Annotated in this window: 15 protein-coding genes and 1 pseudogene; 10 read left to right on the top strand and 6 right to left on the bottom strand. The window is 49.0% G+C overall.

Translation table 11 applies throughout. The annotated features are described in order from the left end of the window. The first annotated feature begins 179 nt into the window (after positions 1-179). The 4 genes from KTH90_RS12580 (at position 180) to KTH90_RS12565 (ending at position 4,736) form a co-directional block, all read left to right on the top strand. Positions 180-1,043 carry a carbohydrate ABC transporter permease gene (locus tag KTH90_RS12580; protein ID WP_330655989.1) on the top strand — a complete coding sequence of 288 codons (864 nt, stop codon included), beginning with the start codon at positions 180-182 and terminating at the stop codon, positions 1,041-1,043. Beyond that, positions 1,040-1,879 carry a carbohydrate ABC transporter permease gene (locus KTH90_RS12575; protein WP_158352942.1) on the top strand — a complete coding sequence of 280 codons (840 nt, stop codon included), beginning with the start codon at positions 1,040-1,042 and terminating at the stop codon, positions 1,877-1,879. Before KTH90_RS12580 ends, KTH90_RS12575 begins: the two co-directional genes overlap by 4 nt. 121 nt (positions 1,880-2,000) lie before the next feature. After that, positions 2,001-3,422, top strand: coding sequence for an HlyD family secretion protein (locus KTH90_RS12570; RefSeq protein WP_158352941.1), 1,422 nt, complete (start codon positions 2,001-2,003; stop codon positions 3,420-3,422). A 54-nt stretch (positions 3,423-3,476) separates the two neighbouring features. Further along, positions 3,477-4,736: an ABC transporter permease gene (locus KTH90_RS12565; RefSeq protein ID WP_158352940.1), complete on the top strand. Its 1,260-nt coding sequence runs from the start codon at positions 3,477-3,479 to the stop codon at positions 4,734-4,736. On the opposite strand, the gene KTH90_RS12560 is transcribed toward KTH90_RS12565, so the two are convergent. Both KTH90_RS12560 and KTH90_RS12555 read right to left on the bottom strand, forming a co-directional pair. Continuing rightward, entirely contained in the window at positions 4,677-5,978 is a 1,302-nt protein-coding gene (locus KTH90_RS12560; RefSeq protein WP_158352939.1) for a sensor histidine kinase, read from the bottom strand. The two genes, KTH90_RS12565 and KTH90_RS12560, sit on opposite strands and share 60 nt — an antisense overlap. Beyond that, on the bottom strand, positions 5,968-6,651 hold the full coding sequence (locus KTH90_RS12555) for a response regulator transcription factor (RefSeq protein ID WP_158352938.1): 684 nt from the start codon (positions 6,649-6,651) through the stop codon (positions 5,968-5,970). The genes KTH90_RS12560 and KTH90_RS12555 overlap by 11 nt, the downstream gene beginning before the upstream one ends. A 425-nt stretch (positions 6,652-7,076) precedes the next feature. Between KTH90_RS12555 and KTH90_RS12550 the strand changes: the two genes are divergently transcribed. Continuing rightward, complete coding sequence (locus KTH90_RS12550) at positions 7,077-9,431, top strand: extracellular solute-binding protein (protein WP_238726902.1); 2,355 nt, start codon at positions 7,077-7,079, stop codon at positions 9,429-9,431. Positions 9,432-10,158: 727 nt separating this feature from the next. Here the strand turns inward: KTH90_RS12550 and KTH90_RS12540 are convergent. Next, on the bottom strand, positions 10,159-11,496 hold the full coding sequence (locus tag KTH90_RS12540; protein ID WP_158352935.1) for an ATP-binding protein: 1,338 nt from the start codon (positions 11,494-11,496) through the stop codon (positions 10,159-10,161). A gap of 146 nt (positions 11,497-11,642) precedes the next feature. Here KTH90_RS12540 and KTH90_RS12535 point away from each other — a divergent pair, with 146 nt between their 5' ends. From KTH90_RS12535 to KTH90_RS12525, 3 genes are all read left to right on the top strand, one after another. After that, the gene (locus tag KTH90_RS12535) at positions 11,643-11,813 is read left to right on the top strand and encodes a MerR family transcriptional regulator (RefSeq protein WP_238726901.1); all 171 of its coding nucleotides are present in this window, start codon (positions 11,643-11,645) and stop codon (positions 11,811-11,813) included. A 189-nt stretch (positions 11,814-12,002) separates the two neighbouring features. Then, positions 12,003-12,605 (top strand): YbjQ family protein, encoded by a 603-nt coding sequence (locus KTH90_RS12530; RefSeq protein WP_158352934.1) that lies wholly within the window; start codon positions 12,003-12,005, stop codon positions 12,603-12,605. A gap of 17 nt (positions 12,606-12,622) precedes the next feature. Next, on the top strand, positions 12,623-14,533 hold the full coding sequence (locus KTH90_RS12525) for an ABC-F family ATP-binding cassette domain-containing protein (protein WP_158352933.1): 1,911 nt from the start codon (positions 12,623-12,625) through the stop codon (positions 14,531-14,533). Here KTH90_RS12525 and KTH90_RS25460 read toward each other — a convergent pair. The 3 genes and pseudogenes from KTH90_RS25460 to KTH90_RS12520 all read right to left on the bottom strand — a co-directional run. Next, positions 14,517-14,603, bottom strand: a pseudogene (locus tag KTH90_RS25460) (AraC family transcriptional regulator); the annotation flags it as partial. The gene KTH90_RS12525 and the pseudogene KTH90_RS25460 sit on opposite strands and share 17 nt — an antisense overlap. Before the next feature lie 141 nt (positions 14,604-14,744). Beyond that, positions 14,745-14,954, bottom strand: a complete 210-nt coding sequence (locus KTH90_RS25455) for a helix-turn-helix transcriptional regulator (protein ID WP_158352932.1) — start codon at positions 14,952-14,954, stop codon at positions 14,745-14,747. Between the two features lie 53 nt (positions 14,955-15,007). Beyond that, positions 15,008-15,277: a helix-turn-helix domain-containing protein gene (locus KTH90_RS12520; protein WP_158352931.1), complete on the bottom strand. Its 270-nt coding sequence runs from the start codon at positions 15,275-15,277 to the stop codon at positions 15,008-15,010. A 711-nt stretch (positions 15,278-15,988) separates the two neighbouring features. Between KTH90_RS12520 and KTH90_RS12515 the strand changes: the two genes are divergently transcribed. Next, a complete protein-coding gene (locus tag KTH90_RS12515; RefSeq protein ID WP_238726900.1) occupies positions 15,989-19,615 on the top strand; it encodes a right-handed parallel beta-helix repeat-containing protein in 3,627 nt (1,208 codons plus the stop codon). A gap of 119 nt (positions 19,616-19,734) precedes the next feature. Then, positions 19,735-21,249 carry a response regulator transcription factor gene (locus KTH90_RS12510; RefSeq protein ID WP_238726899.1) on the top strand — a complete coding sequence of 505 codons (1,515 nt, stop codon included), beginning with the start codon at positions 19,735-19,737 and terminating at the stop codon, positions 21,247-21,249. The last annotated feature ends 12 nt before the right edge of the window (positions 21,250-21,261 follow it).

Genomic DNA, 21,261 nt, shown 5'->3' with positions numbered 1-21,261 from the left:
GACTCTCCGAAACAAGAGTTAGCTTTTTCATAGGCAGGAATGAGAGGAGGGGCAAGAAGCCCCGCTCTCATTCCTGTTTTTGCTGCAGGTTCATTATCAATATAATGCAGGCCGCCGTTATTTAGAGAAAAGTTAGAGATAACCCTGTTATCCTATGTTTCAGATGGGAGGTTCGAAGGTTGAACAAAAAGATGAGACATAGAAAACGATATGACGGCGCGCTATTTCTGCTGCCCAGCCTCCTGGGAGTGAGCACATTTTTGATCGTCCCTTTCCTGGATGTAATCCGCAGGTCTTTTACGGATGTAATCGGTGAAAATTTTGTAGGGCTTCAAAACTACAGGACCATATTTCAGACCTCCGCATTTCAGCTGGCTTCCGCGAATACCTTCAAATTCGTGCTGGTATGCATCCCGCTGTTATTGCTGCTGTCCCTGATCATAGCGGTGATTCTGACGGAGAGTTTTGGAAATAAAAGCAGGCTGAAACACGCCTACCTGATACCCATGGCGATCCCGGTGGCTTCTATCGTACTGTTCTGGCGGGTGGTATTTGACAAACAGGGTTTGCTGAATGGAATTCTGGCACAGTTTGGGATACCTGGGACCGACTGGATGAAGGAAAGCACGGCTTTTGTAATCCTGGTGGGCAGTTATATCTGGAAGAACCTGGGATACAATATCGTGCTCTGGACCGCGGGACTGACTTCCATACCCAGATCGCTGTATGAGGCGGCTGCTGTGGACGGGGCCGGATGGTGGAAGAAATTCCGCTGTATCACGCTGCCGAATCTGCGGTCGGTTCTGTGTACGATCAGTGTGCTGGCCTTTTTAAACTCCTTCAAAGTGTTCCGGGAGGCCTATCTGGTGGCGGGTGATTATCCCGATGAGAGTATGTATCTGCTTCAGCATCTGTTTAATAACTGGTTCCGGGAATTATCACTGGATAAATTATCGGCTGCTGCGATCGTGGTCAGCATGATCATTTTCCTGGGGATCCGGCTGTTGGAAAAATTCTGGGACCAGGAGGAACAGTGCAGATGAAAAAAGTGTTGTTATGGCTTCTGTTATGCCTTTTGGCAGCGGTGATCTGTATACCGATGTATTTTCTGATCGATGGTTCTTTGATGGGAAATCAGGAGGTGGCCGGTTATCTGGCGCCGGTTATGCAGAACAAAAGTGGATTCGCGTCCTTTGGGCTGCTGCCCATGTATCCCACACTGCGGTCCTATGTGGAATTGCTGCTGGACTCACCTGAATTTTTTGTGATGTTCTGGAACTCGGTGAAATTAACGGTGTTTATTTTAGCCGGCCAGTTAGCGGCAGGAGTGCCGGCAGCCTGGGGATTCGCCAGGCTGCGCATTCCGGGTAAACGGATCTTATTTCAGCTCTATGTGATCCTGATGCTGATGCCGTTTCAGGTTACCATGTTGTCTAATTATCTTACGCTGGACCGGCTGCATTTGCTGGATACCCATGCCGCGATTATCCTGCCCGCTGTATTTTCCACGTTTCCGGTATTTCTGATGTATCGGTTTTTCGAGAATATACCGGAAGCGATACTGGAATCGGCCAGGGTGGACGGCGCCGGGCAGTGGGTCATATTCCGGAAGATCGGTGTCCCGCTGGGGTCCTCGGGAATTGTCTCGGCGATGGTACTGGGATTTTTGGAATACTGGAATCTGATCGAACAGCCCTTAGTGTTTTTGAAAGACAAGAGCCAGTGGCCGCTGTCGTTATATCTGCCCAATATCGGTCTGGAGGAGGCGGGCATGGCATTTGCGGCCTCGGTTATTACCCTGATTCCTTCCCTTCTGGTATTTTTCGCCGGCGGGGAATATCTGGAACAGGGGATCGCGGCGTCCGCGGTAAAAGAATAAAAGGACAGGGAATCGGGGGTGCCCGCGGTAAAAGAAAGCCAGGAGGAATCGCGGGGCCCGCGGTAAAAGATTGCAAGGTGGAATCGCGGAATCCACTGCAATAGAAAAGGAGTTAACGCAGATGAAGAACCAATCTCTATGGCATATCAAATGGAGGCATAACGGAGAAAACTCAATACAGAAAAAGGCTATGCGGTATCTGGCAGCCTTTTTGATACTGATGGTCCTGTGCACACTGTTATCCGGAGCTGCGGATGCCTTGACACTGGCGAGGATTAAGACGGAAGCCATCCGGCCCATGTCACTGAACCATAACACCAGCCTGAACGGGACTCTGACGCCGAAATATGAGAAGGCGGTATTTACCCTGCCCGACCAGAGGGTGAGCAGTGTACAGGTAAAGGAGGGAGATATGGTAAAGGAAGGGGATGTCTTATTCCAAGTGGATCTGGAAGAACTGGAGGAACAGTTGGAGAGGGCCAGGGACGAACTGAAAAAGTCTGAGTACCAGCAGAAAGATACGAACAGCGCCAATGCTCTGGAAGCGAAAGAAAAGCAAAAGGCAGAGGCGAGGGCCAGAGAAGATTATGACCGCACCGTGGATGAATCCGACCGGAAAATTCAGGAGGCGGAGGCAGAATGGGCGGACGCGCAGGCCAGGCTGGGAATCGTCCGTGACAGGCCGGTAACGCCTAAGCCTGACGGGGAAACTGGCCAGGGCTATACACAGGAGCAGAAACAAGAAGAGATAAGCGCGTTAGAACAAGAGACAGCCGCAAGAAAACAGGCCTATGATGCGGCTGTGGCAGAAAAAGAAGAGAATATGAGAAATGCCGGACGTCAGGTGGAGGACGCATCAGTCCCGCCGCCCTCCAACCACAGCAACTCGATCGCTGATCTGGATCAAAAAGAGATCGAGCGCAGAATTCAGAAGTTAGAACAGCTAAAAGCGGACGGCGGAGCGGTACGGGCCACCATGGATAGCGTGGTGAAAAAGCTGGAGGCAGCCACAGGACAGATTACCTCTTCTACCATGGCAGCGCTTCTGACAGATACTTCCAACGGCTATCGGTTCGAAGCGACGGCAGCTAAGGATGAGATCAGATACCTGGCAGTGGGAGATGAAGTTACTCTCGATTTCGGAGATCACAATGACCCGGTAAGCGGACTTGGTATCGAATCGATCGAGGCATCCGAAGAGGATCCGGACCGATGTCTTATTTCCCTGGATGTACCACCGCAAAAGGAAAAATTACCGTCAACAGCTGAGTTAAAGGGAACACAGACGACGAAAAAATATCCGGCGGTGGTTCCGATCGGGGCATTGAAAGTTGAGAATGGTAAGTACTTTCTCTACATGCCCGCGGAAAAAGAATCTGTATTGGGGAATATCATGGTGGTGGAACGGGTGGATGTGGATGTATTGGATAAGAATGATAAATACGCGGCGGTCGAGGGTGCATTCCTGGAAAGTAACGAGGTGCTTGTCCGCTCCAGCAAGCCTGTGGATACCGGTGACCGGGTGCGAAAGGAAGAAGGTTGAACAAATGTTTACCCTAACTTATATGTGCAGGAAAACCCACGAATGGAGGAAATCATGAGAGCTGTTGGCCGGCAGATCATGGCCGGCCTTCTGCTGACAGCCGTCCTGGTCTGCCTGGCGCATACGCTTGGTACGGTCAGCCGTCTGAAAACACTGCCGCTGACTGTCGTATTTGATCTGAGAGAAAAGCCTCTGACGCAGCAGGAGATCGACAACCTGAGAGAAGCTGAGAATAAGAGGGAAACGCCGGTACCTTTTACCGCCTGGAGCCAGCGGAAAGGGAATCTGGTCTATCCTGAACTAAACCGGGAGATAACAGCGGATCTGGTGTATATAAACGGGGATTCCAACCTTCTGATAGCTGGTACGGACATTCTCACGGCGGAAGGGAAAAATGGCTGCCTGCTGACGGAAGATCTGGCTATGGAATTATTCGGAAGCACTCAGGTCAATGGGGAGAAAATAAAGACAGATGAGTTAGAATACACAGTACAAGGGATTCTGGCCGAAGGAGAGGGAATGGCGGAGGGAAAGAAACTGGCGGTCCTGCAGGCAGATAAGGATATAACAGCAGATCAGATCAGCGCAGCCGTCGGTGAAGAACAGGCCGATGAGAAAGCCTCTGGGTTCGCCATGCGTCTGGGCTTGGAGGAAGAGATGGTCCCTATGCAAAAGTATGTGGATCTGGCCGGTCTTGCCGCCAGCCTGCTGCTGGTTCTGATCGGAGGGAGTATGATCCTGCCGTGGATGGTTGAGTTGATCCGCTGCCGGAAGCAGCCGTATGCGGCGGTATTCTGCCTGGGCCTGATCCTTTTTATTTCCCTGATATTCTGTAAAGTATCAGGGATAAACCTGAAGATTCCGGAATCCATGATTCCAACCCGCTGGTCTGACTTTGAATTCTGGGGAGAGTGGTACCGGAGAAGTATGGAGAGCTTAAAAAGCTTCTTATACGTTCAGAAAACAGGAATCCAGGCAGTCTATGCCGACTGTACCGCGGCAGTTGTGGGAGGCAGCCTGCTGACCGGATTTTTCTATCTGCTCTGGCAGAAAGTATGCAGGCCGGAAACGGTCAGGAGTTTTTACCTGTGGCTGCTGACAACCGTTATTCTGGAGTTTATCGTCATGATCAGGATGGGGAATGGGGCAACGCTGCAGCAGCCGGACAGAAGAATGATCTGGCTTTTGCCGCCCCTGTGTTTCGCAGCCGTCTATACCAGGGGGCTGTTTATCAGAAAAATAACGTCACCAGAATCATGTCCGAAGCTCGAGAACGAAAGTGGCGCCGCCGCCGGGAGTGTCCAGGACACTTAAGCTCCCTTTATGAATCCTGGCAATTTCCGCCGCGATACAAAGTCCCAGGCCAAAGTGTTCCCTGTCCTCATGGGCAGAATCTGCGCGGTAAAACCGCTCAAAGACGCTGGTTTTTTTATCATCCGGGATCCCCGGGCCATTATCCGCCACGCGGATCAGAAGACGGTGGTCTGCGGATTGCTTAAGCGAGAGTTCGATGCGGGGCAGGGCATGATCACAGACCACATAGGAAAGGGCATTATCGATTAAGATGGACAGGAGCTGTTCGATCCTCTGCCTGTCGCAGACGCAGTTAAAAGAACCCGTCTCCGGAAGCAGGATCAAAAAAGCAATATCCTGATGTCTGGCTAAAGGTTCGTATCTCTCATACAGATCCAACAGCAGAGTATCCAGCTCCACATCCTCCATTTGTGCGGACCAGTTTCCAGAGTCCGCATTGGCCAGAGCTAAAAGGTCATCCACCAGACGGGACATGCGCAGCCCTTCCGTTTCGATCGATAAAGCGAACTGCGCCGCTTCCCGGGGATCCGCCTTTTTCATTGCGGAGAGACCGGATAGAATAACAGCTAACGGAGACCGAAGTTCATGGGAAGCGGCGGCCACGAATTCCCTTTGCTTGCGCTGGCTTTCCTCTACAGGGCGGATCGCGCGTTTTGTAAAAACGAAGGCGAACACGGAGAGGAATAGAAGCGCTATGATATCCAGCAGCAGAAACAGGAAGCGCTGGGTTATGACCGAGCGTTTCAGAGTACTTAAGGGATGTACCATCAGCACCCCAATATAGCTGTTTTCCTTGGGAATCATGCCTAATGCCACATAATATTCCTGCCGGTCATCAGCCCGATAAGTAAAATCTACCTGGGTAACGGTTCTGGAGATTTCATACATCTGTGAGAAATCAAACTGGTAATCATCGGAAGCGGTCTCTAAAAGTTCCCGATATAAATCCAGCCGCTGCCGGTACGCATTGGAAGTATTGAAAAAGAGAGGAACGCCGTTTTCCTCAATGTAGAGCCAGATGTCATTGGTCTGTTCAGCAGTAGCGGCCCAGGTGTGGGAGATCGTCGATTGATCCCGCAGGTAGGAGAGCAGGGTACTGACATGGTTTTGGAATGTGACGGATTCATTTTTTCTCATACCGCTTTCCGAGATCAATAAAGCCCCCAGAGACATGGCGGCCAGAATCGATGCGGTGACAGCGATACAAAAGAAGGACAGTCGGGTCTGAAGTTTACGAAACATTTGTTTTCTCCAATTGATAACCGATTCCACGGATCGTTTTTAGCTGCTGGCTGCTTCCCACTTTTTGGAGCCGCCGCCTAAGAAAATGGATGTAGTTATCCAGATTACCATCTTCGATCTCCGTTTCCGGCCCCCATACCCGGGCGATGAGCAGCTGTCTGGGCAGGGTCTGGCCGGCGTTTTTCATCAGCAGTTCCAGCAGGTCGGACTCCCGACGGGAAAGGGAACAGGACTTAAGCGGCCCGGTCAGGGTCTTCGCTTCCGGGGAAAAAGTCAGGTCTCCGCATTGAAGGGCTTCCGTCTCCTCCCAGCGTCTGGGACGCCTGAAGATACTGCGGATCCTGGCCATCAGCTCCTCGAACGCGAAGGGCTTGACGATATAGTCATCTGCGCCTGCGTCCAGGCCGTGAACCCGGTCCTGCACTTCCCCAAGGGCGGTAATCATGATGACCGGCGTGCTGATTTGTTCTTTGCGCAGATCCGTCAGAATCTCGGTACCGCTCATCGTGGGCAGCATTCGGTCCAATAAGATTAAATCATGGGCCTGCTGTCCGGCCAGCCACAGTCCGTCGGCCCCGTCATGGCAGATGTCCACGGCAAACCCCTCTTTTTCCAGCTGGAAGCAAAGAGAGCCGCAAAGTTTCTTATCATCTTCTACAATCAGTATTCTCATTTTCATTTCCTCGATTTTACGAATGTATGTTTACTATATAAGAAAGATAACATAATTGTCTTTAAAGTTTCTCTAAAATATACATTGTTGAGCAGCGAATGCTGCGAACCTGCCCGTAGGGCATGTATTAATGGGATGCTGCTAAGTATACATTGTTGAGCAGCGAATGCTGCGAACCTGCCCGTAGGGCATGTATTAATGGGATGTTGCTAAGTATAAGATAACATACAATGCCCGTAGAGGAAAGATTTGTCGGTGTTGGACTATGCCGGAAAGTGTTATGATGAATGAAAAGTCCCAAAAAGCAGAATTCAATAGATATTATATCCCCTTAGAGATTCCTTAGAGAAACGTATGGTACGGTTTCATAGAAGTAAAAATAGTGAAAATGAATCCGTATCAAACGGAAGAAAGCGGAGGTAATTATGAAAGCATCAAAGAGAATCCTGTGTGCGATTCTATGCGTATTACTTATTACAGCTTCAGGCTGTGGAAACGGCGGGCATGGTACACAGAAGACCGCAGATAATGGAAAGAGGCCGGTGATGGGCAGATATGTGGAAGAAGAATACTCCCTGGAGGATGCGGCCGGAGAGAAGCCAAACCAAATAAAAGCCATAGAGAAGCTGGCAGATGGGAATATCCGTATGATCATCGAGGAGAAAGGAATCTTCGAATCACAGGATCAGGGAAAAACCTGGCAGCAGGTGGAAACTCCCTGGTGGGAGGAACAGGTATCAGGGAAAATACTTTGGCGGGCGGCTATTAGTCCCGATCGAAGCATGGTTCTGGAATTTATGAGCAGCGGTGCGCAGAATGAAGGTACAACCGCAATCGCGTCGACGTCCACAGAATCGGATGGAGAACAGATCTCGATGAATTCTTCCGGCAATGAATACTTATATGTGGACGCCGAAGGAAATGCATCTGCCTTTACCCCGCAGACCGATCCGAAAGACCCTTTGATTCAATATACGTTCAGCAATGACAACAGGCTGCTGGCTGCGGGGGTCAACGGAACCATCTATCAGCTGGACGTGGGAACCGGAGCAGTTGTGCAGACATGGGAGACCCAGAATACGCTCATGAGAATAAGCCTGGCCGGGGATAAGCTCATTGCAGTCACCCATTCGGGTATGGAGATGTTTTCTTTGGAAACGGGAACCACCCTGCCTGTGGACGAAGAGCTGCAAAAAATGGTGGAAACAGAACAAAATATGGTGAGCAACCAATTTTTCATGGAGGGGGCTCCCTACCTGATGGTCGCGGATGATGAAGGAGAAGGCGTATTCCTGGCCGGCAGGCAAGGCCTGTACCGGCATATATTCGGAGGATCCATGATGGAACAGATCAGTGAAGGCAGCCTGACTTCCATGGGAGATCCCACTTTTCTGTTTTTGAATCTGATTCCCATAGCCAATGATGAATTCCTGGCGGCATACAGCGGTGAGAATGGATCGCATCTGATGCGCTATTATTATTCCGCAGACACGCCGGCGGTACCGGATCAAATCGTAAAGATATACAGTCTGTACGACAATCAAGGGCTGCGTCAGGCAATCGCTAAGATACAGAAAGAAAATCCTGGTATGCAGATCAAATACCAGGCAGGCATGACAGGAGAGGACGCCATTACCGTATCGGACGCGCTGCGCACCCTGAATACGGAGATTATGGCCGGCAAAGGCCCGGATATCCTGATCCTGGATGGAATGCCCATCGAAGCTTATGCGCAGAAAGGGCTGCTGATGGATCTGAAAGACCTGTTGGATTCTGATTATCCCCAGGGTGCCTTGTTTGATAACATTGCCAGGACCTACGAGAAGGACGGGAAGATCTGTGCCGTTCCCACGAAATTCCTGATCCCGGTTGTGCAGGGGCCGAAGGATATCATCGGACAGCTGACGGATCTCAATGCATACGCCGATGCTTTTCATAAAATCCGGGAAGAGAATCCGGAAGGGACGGTTCTGGATCGGAATACGACGGATCCGGAACAGTTTCTCAAATATTTTTACGATGCCGCTTCCCCGGCCTGGTTAAATGAGGATGGTACACTAAAGGAAGAGGTATTGACGCAGTTTTATCAATTGGTAAAGCAGATGTTTGAGGATCAGACAGCCGCGTTAAGTGAACAAGACCGGACTGGTACTACGAATTATTTCGTAACCGGCGACACCAGCAAGATCAAGTTCCGCACCCCTGAAATCTCGCCCATGAGCTTCCTCACAGGAGGGGCAAAGATGGAATTGGGATATATCGCAGATGTGGCAGGAGGATATGGACTTATAACATCTCTCATAAATAAAATGCCGGAGCTTAATATGCAGGCACAGCAAAGTCAGGCCCAAGACATATTTATACCGGCATCCATTGTCGGCGTCAGCTCAAAATGCAATGACGCGGATGCTGCCAGGGAAGTAGTAAAACGGCTGCTGTCACGGGAAATTCAGGAGCTGCTGACGAATGACGGATTTCCAGTGAATCAAAAAGCGTTTGACGCGTCCGCACAGTTAAGCACGTCGGATTATAACAGCTTCTCCATAATGATAGATGGCGAAAATTCAGAAGCAATCTCGCTGGAAGTCACGGAACCTACTCCGGAGCAGGTAGAAACATTGAAACAAATTATCGAAAAGCTAAAGACACCTACCCTGATGGACAGTGTTATCTTTGAGGCGGTAGTGGAGCAGGCCGGTCCCTGTCTGACAGGAGAGATCACACCGGAGTCGGCCGCGGGTGAGGTGATGAAGAAGGTGAATCTTTACTTGTCGGAATAACGTATGAGAAATGGGCGGCAGGAATTCCTGAAGCGGTTATGCACACGATTTCCCGCACTATTTATCATGATTTTTATGCTGATTTGTCCAAGACTGCGTTGGCAGTAGAATTGAAATAATAATAGTGATTATACCCCGTAGTTTCATTGCGGGGTATATTTTTCGGTTAGATGTGTGTATCTCTTAGAAATGGTTTTACTATTATTAGAAGGATGTTTATCTCGCAGTGTGATTTTTCATCAATTGGAATTTCGTTTTCTGTACTTTTCGTATTGTTCCGATACAGACGAATACACTATTCCGATATTATTGAGATATTATTCCGGTTATGACATATCCTGTTTTTTGGAAGGTGAGGTGCAGATTATGTACATGACGGTAAGAGAAGTCTCGGAAAGATGGGGCATTTCAGATAGAAGAGTCGGACTCTATGTGCAGAAGGAAAGAGGCAGTCGGACATAAGGAAGCGTTTGAATTTGTAAATTATTTGGTGCTGGCTGACAAACGAGAGGACAGAGGCGTCTATCGGAGAGTGCCGGTACGAATTATGGGGGCTATGCATGATCTCGTGCAGCCGTTTCTGGTTCAGCATAAAATGGAACAGCTGCTGAGTATATTCGGAGTCCGTTTTTCTGTTTTTGAGTACAAAAATGGGGCAATTGCTCCAGTAGATGATTCATCTACTTATGCAACGCCCCTCATTTATTTTACCGATATTTGTGTAACCCTATTTACGCAGTTCCATTGCAAGTCCAATCAGACGATCAGTCTGGTCTGCCATAAACAGAGGGATGTTCAGCACATCATCGTCCAGCTTCAAATTATCCAGGGAGAAGCGTACACGGAGTTTGATCTTATCCGGGAACAGTTCCCTGAACTTTTTAAGGCTCTTACTGGTGGTGTTGGCTTCGGAATTGACTTCCATAGGGAAAATGTCATTTTCCCGTTGAATCAGAAAATCCACCTCATACGGAGGATTATTCTGTGCCCAGTACCGAGGTACGACTTCAAATTGTGTAATCAAGGTCTGCAGCACAAAATTTTCGGTCAGTGCGCCCTTGAATTCGGTAAACAAGCGATTGCCTTCGCCAAACGCCGTAGGAGCCAACTGTGCCATACGGCGGAGCAGACCCACATCCACCAGATAAATCTTAAATGCGGACAGGTCATCGTAGGCTGCCACCGGCAGGCCAGGAGCGCTGCTGCGGTATATTTTATGCACCAGACGGGCATCTACCAGCCATTGCAGGGCGTCTTCGTATTCACGGGCTCTTGCGCCTTCTTTGACAACCTTGTAGATGAACTTCTTGTTTTCTCTTGCCAGCTGAGACGGAATAGATTTCCAGATCATGGAGATCTTCGGGAACTCACTGATGTTAGGATGCTTAGCAAAGTCACGCTCATAAGCGCCGATAATGCCGTACAAAGCTTCCTGCATGGCAGAAACATCCCGCGCCTCTGTCCACATCAACACAGATTCAGGCATACCACCGGTAACATAGTACATCTTCAATTTCTCATACAGAGGATTGAAGAAAGCACCTGGAATTGCCTCAATGGTGTCTGCGCTTTCCAAATACTTAGCAAGATTTTCGTCACCATTAGCGATCAAGAACTCTGAAAAGGTCATGGGATCAATCTGCATGAAGTTGACTTTGCCCACAGGGAAAGAAGATGGTTTTGCCAAGGCAATGCCCAGCAGAGAACCGGCGCAGGCAATATGATACTGCGGAGCATTCTCGCAGAAATATTTCATGGAGTTGATGACCTTCGGGCAATCCTGGACCTCGTCGAAGATGGTGAGAGTCTTTTCAGGCACAATCTTCTGACCGCTGGCCAACATCAAGTTCTGCAGGATGCGGTCCACGTCCTTGGTGGTCTCAAAGAACTGCTTGTATTCCTCATTTTCATCAAAGTTAAAATAGGCAGTATTTTCATAATAGCGTTTGCCGAACTCTTTCAGAATCCAGGTCTTACCTACCTGTCGCACACCTTTTAAGATCAGAGGTTTGCGGTAGGGAGAATTCTTCCAGTCCAGCAGCTTTTTCAAAATAAAACGTTCCATAGGTTCACTCCTCACATTTTTATTGGAGTTTGGGGGCATTTTAATCACATTTTTATTATATGTTGATTCAGCAAAAAATACAACCCTTATCACGAAATTATATGGGTTTTGATGTGATCTAATCACAATTTTATGATATCGGGAGTATGCTTCTGCACGATTTGGAGCCGGACAGCATTCAACCAATCGTTCATGTTCTTGATCTGCATGGCGGCATCGGCACCGGTAAGGTGAGAGAGCTTACCAATGAAATGGACTGTTATTTTGTCCTGTGGGTAGGCAGCGAGCGGCTAATTAAGAAACGCTTCTTTAGATAAGTACATCGAACAGGCATTTTCTGTTTCTTATTTGCAGGATATTATGTGGTGTAAAATTAATCTTGATATGCTACAATAAATGTATCAGTATCAAGGCTTTAGGCTTTGAGATTTCTAAAGTGATTTAGTAGAGATAATTTAACAGTCATAATATAAATAGAAAATGTATAGTAGTGAGGAGATTAAGATATGGGATTGTTTAATGAAAAAGAAAGATTGTTTTTTTTCTGTGAGAAGTGTGGTTTCGTGGGCAGCGCGGAAAGATCACCAAATAACCCGCCAAATTGTAATGTTTGCGGTACCAAAATGATATGTAAAAATATATCGAGTGACGAATGGCAGACAAAAAGTCCTGCTCAGAAAGAAGAAATAAAAAATAAGTGGAGGTTAGAAGCAAAAGAAAATTCTCCTTTATATGATAATATATACCAAAGTATGAGTCAATTAATCCTGACAACAGGATATAATCTGGAAGGGTACAAAATTACAAAATATATATCTGTAATTAGCGGATCCGTGGTCTTGGGTACAGGATTTTTGTCTGAATTCAGCGCATCGATATCTGATCTGTTTGGAGAAAAATCCGAACTTTTTGCAGAGAAGTTAGAGATGGCAAAAGGAGCTGCGCAGGAAAAACTTAAAAAAAGTGCATGTAAAGTGGAAGCAGATGGAATCATTGGAATTGATTTTGATTATATAACATTCTCAGGAAATATGGTAGGTGTGGCTGCCACAGGGACAGCTGTAAAACTTGAGAAAATTACTTTGACAGCAGAAAATAACGGCAAGTAAGAAAAGAGTGCAGACCAATGTTATACCAGATAACCAATGGAACCATATCACTGGGCGGAGAACCAATTCTGTCCAACATTGATTTTGAGATCCACGGCACGGAGAAGATCGCCGTGGTGGGAAAGAATGGCGCCGGAAAGACCACGCTGCTCAGACTGATCGCCGGACAGCTGCCCCTGGACCGGGATGACAGGCGTGAGGGACCGGGGATCTGCTGTTCCCGCCAGCTGACCATAGGGATGCTTTCCCAGCATAATTATCAGAATGACAACCGGACTGTAGAGGAAGAACTCCTGGATTCCTGCCCGTGCCGGGACACGTTTGAGCGTGAGCGTTTTGAATACGAGCGGGAGTATGATATCTTATTTACCGGATTTGGATTTGATAAGGAACAAAAGAAAAAGAGGCTGAACCAGTTTTCGGGGGGGGAGCAGACGAAGATCGCGCTGATCAGGCTGCTGCTTCGTAAGCCGGATATCCTGCTGTTAGATGAGCCGACGAATCATCTGGATACGGAGGCTGCGGAGTGGCTGGAAGAATATATGAAAAGCTATCCCGGTGCTGTGGTGATGGTATCCCATGACCGGTTCTTCCTGGACCAGGTGACCGACGTGGTCTATGAGCTTTCGGACCGGAAATTGACGCGGTATCCAGGAAATTATACCCACTACCGGCAGGAAAAGCTGAAAAGAATCCGGATCCAGCGCAAAGCTTATGAGCGGCAGCAGGAAGAACTGGCCCGGCTGGAAGCGCTGGTGGAGCGGTTTAAGCATAAACCGAATAAGGCTTCTTTTGCCAGGTCCAAAAAGAAAAGTATGGAGCGGATGGAGCGGGTGGAAAAGCCGGCAGAAGATGACGCCCATATTTTTACCAGGGAGATCAATCCTCTGGTGCCTGGCGGGAAATGGGTTTTTGACTCGGAACATTTGAAAATCGGCTATGACCGGCCGCTGCTGGAGATTACCATGCGGATCCGCCGGGGACAGAAGATCGCGCTTCTGGGACCGAACGGGGCAGGGAAGACTACTTTTCTGAAGACCGTGGCGGGCTGTCTGCCTCCTCTTGACGGGGAATACTCTCTGGGCAGTCATATCACCATGGGCTATTTTGATCAGCACAGTGCGGCGATCGAATCCACACAAACCGTTTTTGAGCATTTCAGCAGTTATTTCCCGGCTTTGACACAGAAGGAGGCCAGGAGCATTCTCGGTGCCTACCTGTTTGGCGGCAGGGAGGCGCAAAAACAGGTGTGCGCGCTGTCCGGCGGGGAAAAGGCCCGGCTGGTTCTGGCACAACTGCTGCAGAGCCGTCCGAATTTCCTGATCATGGACGAGCCTACGAATCATATGGACATACAGGCGAAGGAGACTTTGGAATCTGCATTCCGTGCCTATACCGGGACGATCCTCTTTGTCTCCCATGACCGTTATTTTGTCCGGCAGGTGGCGGATGCGGTGCTGATCTTTGAAGACCAGTCGGTGATGTACTATCCTTTCGGCTATGAGCACTATCTGGAACGCAGAAGGAAGAGATCTGATGGGCCTGCCCTCTCTGCGCAGATCAAGGCTGAGGAACAGGCGCTGATCGCGGGCATGCGTTCGGTGCCGAAAGCGGAACGCCACAGACTCAAAGAAATACCGGCTGAGGAAGCCTACGCGGACTGGAAAATGCGGCTGGCCAAAGAGCAGCTGGAAGGCGCCTCACAAGTGTGCGGCCGGCTGGATAGGCAAATGAGGACGATGAGGGACACCTGGATCTGCTCGGAAGAATTTTGGAGGAACATGCCCTGGCAGCAGGAAGCGGAATATGAAGCGTTAGAGAGGCAATATGAGGATGCGTTTGATCAGTGGCACCGCGCCTGTATGGAATGGCTTCATACGGCACTGGAATTACAGTATAGTTCGCTTATTGCTACGATTGATCCGTGATGATCGTCCGATAATCCGACGGGGTATATCCGGTCAGTTTCTTAAAGGTGTGCGAAAAATAGCTGACATCATGGAAAACGGTGCTCTAATTTGACATAAAAACCGCCCTATGGGCGGCTTTTATGTGTAAGCGCAGAGATCCCCCCAAAGGATCAGTACGGCCTGATCGATGCCGGGGCTGGGATTTCCAATATGCAGATTCGAATTTCTATTAATACTGATCAAGATCATCCGGAAACAATTGTTCAGCCGTAATTCCGTATAACCGGCATATACGGGCAAATGCTGCAATACATGGTTCCCTGCGGCCGGCCTCCCAGTTTCCCAGACATTGGCGTGATACATGCAGTATTTCAGCGGCTTCACATTGGGTAAGCCCCTTGGCATGTCTGTAATGTGATAATTTTTCTCCTAAATCCATAACACTTGTACTTCTTTCATTTATCATTTCTAAAGGCGCCGCAGACTTTGGTGTCAGGCAACGTCATCTTTTCCCGCACGATCTACAAGGTGCTGAAAATCATCCAAAAGATTTATTACATCGGTCTTTGATAATATTAGAAGAAAAAAGATTAATGTCAGTGCGGATAAACCATATTTCCCATGTTCCAGATCAAAGTAAGAACGAGGAGAAATATGCAGCAATTCAGCCATTTGTTCCTGGGTGAATTGATTATCGGATCTGTATAACAGAATCCGGTCCATAAGAAAGCCCTGAAGCAGCAATTTGTATTGGCGCATCATACAACCTCCCTTATTTCGACAACTAGGTAAATTTTACCAACCGATGATATGTGCGACCATGAGGTACACCTCAGTCCGCGGCCGATAAAAAGGGAAGCAAAATGAAGCATTTTGCCGATTACAGGTATCATGAAGTTAAGAAGAGAAAAGTTGTTAGATATATATACCGAATACGGTAAATAACAGAGTATTCTAAAAAAGACCGCTTTTTCAGCAGTCTGATTTTATAGATATTTTACCTATAACCTGGATGAAGAAGTTCCTGGATAAAGTCTTGCACATATCAGTTCGATTCGAGTTGGTAAATATTTTAGCATATGACGGTATATTTAATAAAAAATGTCCCTTAAATGCACTTAAAAGACTGCATACTAAGACTTTATATAATGTAATTACTAAGTTATAATAAAATTATATCAATTGTAACTAGCGCGCTTGATCTATATTAAGGTAAAGATCCCAATATAAAATCATCAAATCGTATTACAATAGTCTCAAACGTACCAGGTTTGAGACTTCTTTTCCTGTCAGTGGCCTCTAAAAAGGAGAGTTTGTGTTATAAACTGGTTACTTTTGTTGTGTTGTAAAATTGCTAACATGGAATTAGTATATTGATTATGACGTGTCCGTATAAGCGGCGATAGGTTGAATAAAAAGAGGATCACCCTGATCTGAATGAATGGTGTAGCAAATGCACCACTGGAGGAAAATATGAAAAAAACAAAGAGCGTACTTAGTATCATGTTGTGTTTTCTCATGTTGGCCGGACTGACATACGTAAACCCGGTTGCGGTGGGCGCGGCCCAGGTCCCCCTGGATATCCAGATATTTTCCGCGGTGGATCCGGCTGCGAATGACGGGGCGGATGCAGCAGCCAATTATTACACGGAAAATGACTCCCAGACGCCCAGCCGCTGGACCACAAGCGCATTAGTTACCCCCAACCGTTTTGCGGCTGTGGATGGCTCGGCTGATACTGATGTCTGGGCGAAGTGGCAGCCTGTGAATCTGAAGAAAACGTATTATTCTGTATCGATTTTGAAGGTAGGAGACGCCCAGACCAGCAACGCTATTCCAATAACGATCGGCCACCGGGACGGAACGGCTGTCCTGTCGGCGGATTTTAAAAATCAGGATGGGGTATGGGAAGAGCTGGGGATCTTCAACTTTGACATGGACACTCCTTACGTGCGGATCGACATGGCGGCACAGGGAGTAACTCGTGCGACCCAGATTCGTTTTGAGGAAACCCAGGCCCCGCCGGATGTACAGGAATATAGAGCGGTTAATCCGATACTTAATAATGGTGCCGATGCGGCAGCGAACTTCTATAGTGAGCATGACTCCCAGACGCCCAGCCGCTGGGCGGACAGCGGCCTGGTTCAGGCCAACCGTTTTCCGGCTGTCAATGGACTCGATGACGCGGTCTGGGCGAAGTGGCAGCCCACGAGCCTGAAAAAAGCGGTCTATGCGGTATCCGTCTTAAAAATAGGAGATGCCAACACCAGCGCTGCTCAGCGGGTGACGGTTGGGCATAAGAACGGCATATCCGCGAAGACCGTAGATTTCCAGAATCAGTCCGGTGTGTGGGAGGAGATCGGAGTATTTGATATGAATGCGGACGAGGTATATGTCCGTATCGATCTGGCCCAGGGGGGAGTGACCCGGGCTACCGCGGTGCGGTTCGAGGAGACCGGCCGCACGCCGGAGGAGGGGGACGGTCCGGGACCGGACGAACCGGAGGAAGGCGAAAATCCCTATCGTCCTTTGACTGTGCCCGGGAACCCCGGGGCTGTGCAGGACACGCTGTACGTAAATGCTGACGCTGTAGCAGGAGGAGACGGCAGCGCAGCAGCGCCCTTTGATACTATGGAAGCCGCGCGGGATCATATCCGCACTTTAAATGGAAATATGAGCGGAAATATCATTGTGAATGTAGCGGAAGGCAGCTACGCGCTGACGGAAGGTGTTGTGTTTGAACCGCAGGACGGCGGTACGAATGGATATCAGATTATCTATCAGGCGGATAACGGCACCCCGGAGTTCCGTATGGATACAGCGGTCACAGGCTGGAGCCTGAATACGGACGGTATCTGGGAAGCTTTCGTACCCCAGGGGCTGGATTTCAGGCAGCTGTACATAAATGGAGAAAAGAAGGTGCGTGCCCGCACCCCAAATACCGGAGAAACCTATACCTTGTCCGGAACAGAAACCAATAATCTGGCAAGTCCATCCGCTGGAAACGGATTTGACATTCCTGCAGGTCTATTTGATCCGCAGGATGTTCCGGCAGGCGCTGAGATCGCGGTATCCAATATGTGGATGCATAAATATCTCAAGATAACCGGGCTTACCGAACAGGGCAGCTGCACCCGCGTTGTCCTGGACAGCGAGACGGCACAGAATCTGAAATCAGAACCCCAGGGCACAAGGGATTACCGGGGGGCTGTGTACTGGATGGAAAATGCCTACGCGTTTATCGATCAGGACGGCGAGTGGTTTTTGGACAGCGATGCCGGTAAAGTTTATCTGAAACTAGAAGATAATCCGAATACCATGGATGTTCAAGTGCCTTATGCGCCAACAATATTCCGGCTGGAGGGGACGCTGGATAATCCGGTACAGGGTATCACATTCAAAGGGCTTCATTTTACCCGTACCGGCTATACACAGCCGAATCACCAAAGCTTCAATGATATTCAGGCCCTTACCCTGATACCACCTGCCGGGGACAACGACAAAAACGATCCGGAATACCGGTATAATCAGAAAATGGGCCGTGTCCCGGCCGCGGTGGAAGTGTTAAGCGGTATTGATGTGCATGTGGAAGACTGCCGGTTTACGGATCTGGGAGGCAATGGGCTTACGATCCGCCAGGGCGGTTATATGGTTTCCGTGACCGGCTGTATTTTTGATCATGTGGCGGGCAGTGGGATTGAAATCGGTGATGATGCCTGTGCCCCGGTTAATAAGAAAATGTTCCCCCACAATATTACGGTCGAGAATAATTATCTCCATGATATAGCCAACGAATACTATGGAGGGATCGGGATAATGGGCTTCTATGCTGCCGATCTGTCGATCCGGCATAATGATATTTCCAATGTGTCCTACAGTGGGATCTCGGCCGGCTGGGGCTGGGGCCCGGATGAAGATGTAGTCTATCAGAGGAATATAACGATAGAGTCCAACCGCATCGAGAGGGCCTGCGAGCGTCTGAAGGACGGCGGATTTATCTATACGCCGAATCCGTCCCACGGGAATAATGCGATTATCGGCAACTACCTGGTGGGCAGCGCCCGCGCCGCGTCAGGGGATTATATCAACGGAGTTTACCATGATGCCAACAGCGCGAACTGGGATACCAGCGGGAATGTCATTGAATATGTACTCTCCTGGGCTGGAGAAATATCCACCGCTGCCTCGATGAAGCGCAATATTACGCTGAACGGAAACTATACTACGGAACCGGAAAGCAGCGCCAGGCTGTTTGGGGAAAATGTCGTATATACGGGAACAAACGTAGTGCCGGATGCTAACTGGCCGGAAGGAGCGCAGCAGATTATCGGAGCGGCCGGCCTCAGTGCGGCTTATGACGGCCTGCTGGATTACGGAAATGGAAGAATCCGCGCGGTACACCCGGTGATAAGAGTAGTCCGGGGCAGCGGGGGTACCTTTACCATGAATGGATTCGCCGATACCCAGGGGCTGACAGTTACCGTAGATGCGGATACTCAGATCGGTATGAACGCTGCCGGACTGCGTGTGGTTGACACAACAACGGTATCGATTCCCTTTACGAGCGATGCACAGACACCGGAAGGAATCTATTCGGCAAAGCTACATTTTTACCGGAACGGCCAGTTTCTGAAGACGGTCCCGCTGGCGGTGATTCTCCAGGAGGATCCCGCAAATGTGGTGTATGTGAATATCGCTGACAGAGGTTACAGTGAGGTGGGGAATTTCTATGCCAGCGGGCTGGCAGGGTATGCCACGACTTCCCGTTATTCGGCTGATACCGGGGCAAAAGGGATATTTGAGGCTGCGCTGGATGGGACTTATGAGGTATACGTGTGGAAGGTGCAGCATGCTGCTTCGGACCCGAATACAGAGGTTTATGTCGCAGACGCGGCTACCCCCGCCGTGGTTTTTGATGGGACGAAGGAACCGGCCGGGTGGGTGTATGCAGGCACTTTTACATTCTCCCCGGATGCGCCCGCGCGGGTCACAGTGGCCCGGAACAGCACCAGTGCGGATGGAGAGTTCCTGAGAGTATCGGATATTAAGTTCCAGCAGGCAGAAAGCGGCGGCACAAGTCTGTTATATCCGGAAAACTGATATAGGAACGGTTCGGTTAGAATGGTATTTGCGAAAAGACTGCAGATTATATTATAATTGGCTTAACTGAGTGAAAAAGTACAAAGTATGAATCAGTGAAATCAAATGGGGGGCGTACTATGGGACTTTATTCCATTATCATTGCGGATGACGAGCCGATTATCCGGGAGAGCCTGGCTTCATTCCTGAACTGGGGGAAACTGGGTTTTCAGCTAAAACTGATCGCCCGTGACGGCGCGGAAGTGATCGCGCAGCTTGACCAGGGAGACGTGGATGTCGTTCTGACCGACATCCGTATGAAAAATGTCTCAGGGCTGGATGTGGCCCAATACGCGTATGAACATGCACCGGATACCCAGGTAGTACTGATCAGTGGTTATCACGAGTTCGAATTTGCCCGGCAGGCGATGGCCTATAATGTAAGACACTATCTGTTAAAGCCAATTGATATCGGAGTGATTGAAGAAACCTTTACAAAGGTTAAGGCGGAGCTGGACAAACAAAGGCAGACATCCGCGGCCAGGACGGCGGGCCTTCAGAAGTTAAACGCGTACCGGCGGGCGGCCCGGCAGCGGCTGTTTGAATTCGCGGTCATGGGAATCTTTCAGAAAAATGTGGATCTCAACGGGTACTTAAAACAATTTGACCTTTATGACGAATTAGTTTCCATACATTGTAATATGTTTGAGCTGGCGCCGCTGCCGGAGAACAATTCTCAGCAGCTGAACGAAGACCTGCTGATTGGCATCGCTTCCATGATATCGGAAAAGTATAATTTCGGGTTCATACCTGCGGTTCTGAAGAAGCCGGGGCGGTATCTGATCGTGCAGGGTTCCGTGAACGAGATAGAGGAAGGGATTTTTTACACATACCGGCGGGAGTTCATCCAGGCCGTCAATGATCTGTGCAATGTGCATGCAGACCTGCGGGGCAGACAGCTGAATATCGATATTTACGAGATGATTGATATGCTGGGAGCGGAGCAGGAAAGGTCACCTCTTTCAAAGGAGCTGTATAGGTCTTATGCCAGCCAGTATCTGCTGATTCTGAATTCCTCTGACAGTTTCGAGGAGGCCAGCCAGCTGGTGTGTACGATTTTTGGAAGTATGTCGGAAGAATATCCGCGGTACCAGAAACGGGAATGCGCGGCGGGTATTCTGGAACAGATGCGGGAGCTTCTGTTAAAACAATACGCGGGCTGCTCCTTTGAAGTGCCGGAGTTAAAGCCTGCGGGAAAATACGACCCTGATGAACTGATCCGGGAGAATCTGTCAGCTTTTTATAAAGCGCTGCGGCAGATCAGCGTTCAGGAAAATTCGGCGGTCGAAATCATAAAGCAGTACATTGTGCAGAATATCGATAAAATTATTACGCTTCAGCAGGTAGCGGACACTGTGTTTTTGAGCCCGAATTATTTATCCCGCTATTTCAAAGAACAGACCGGAGAAAAGTTCAGCGATTACATATCCCGTATGAAAATGCGCAAAGCGGCGGAGATGCTGGATTCCAGACAGTACAAAGTATATGAGATCAGCGATTGTCTGGGCTATAAGAGTGTACAGTATTTTTATAAGCTGTTCAAAAAATATTATGGCTGTACCCCGTCGGAATACCGAAAGGCGGAAGAAGCGTAAAGGATAAGGTCC

This window comes from Diplocloster modestus (genome assembly GCF_019042245.1).
Lineage (GTDB): Bacteria > Bacillota > Clostridia > Lachnospirales > Lachnospiraceae > Diplocloster > Diplocloster modestus.
The sequence above is the reverse complement of the archived record's forward strand: the minus strand, read 5'-3'. Positions and strand labels throughout refer to the sequence as shown.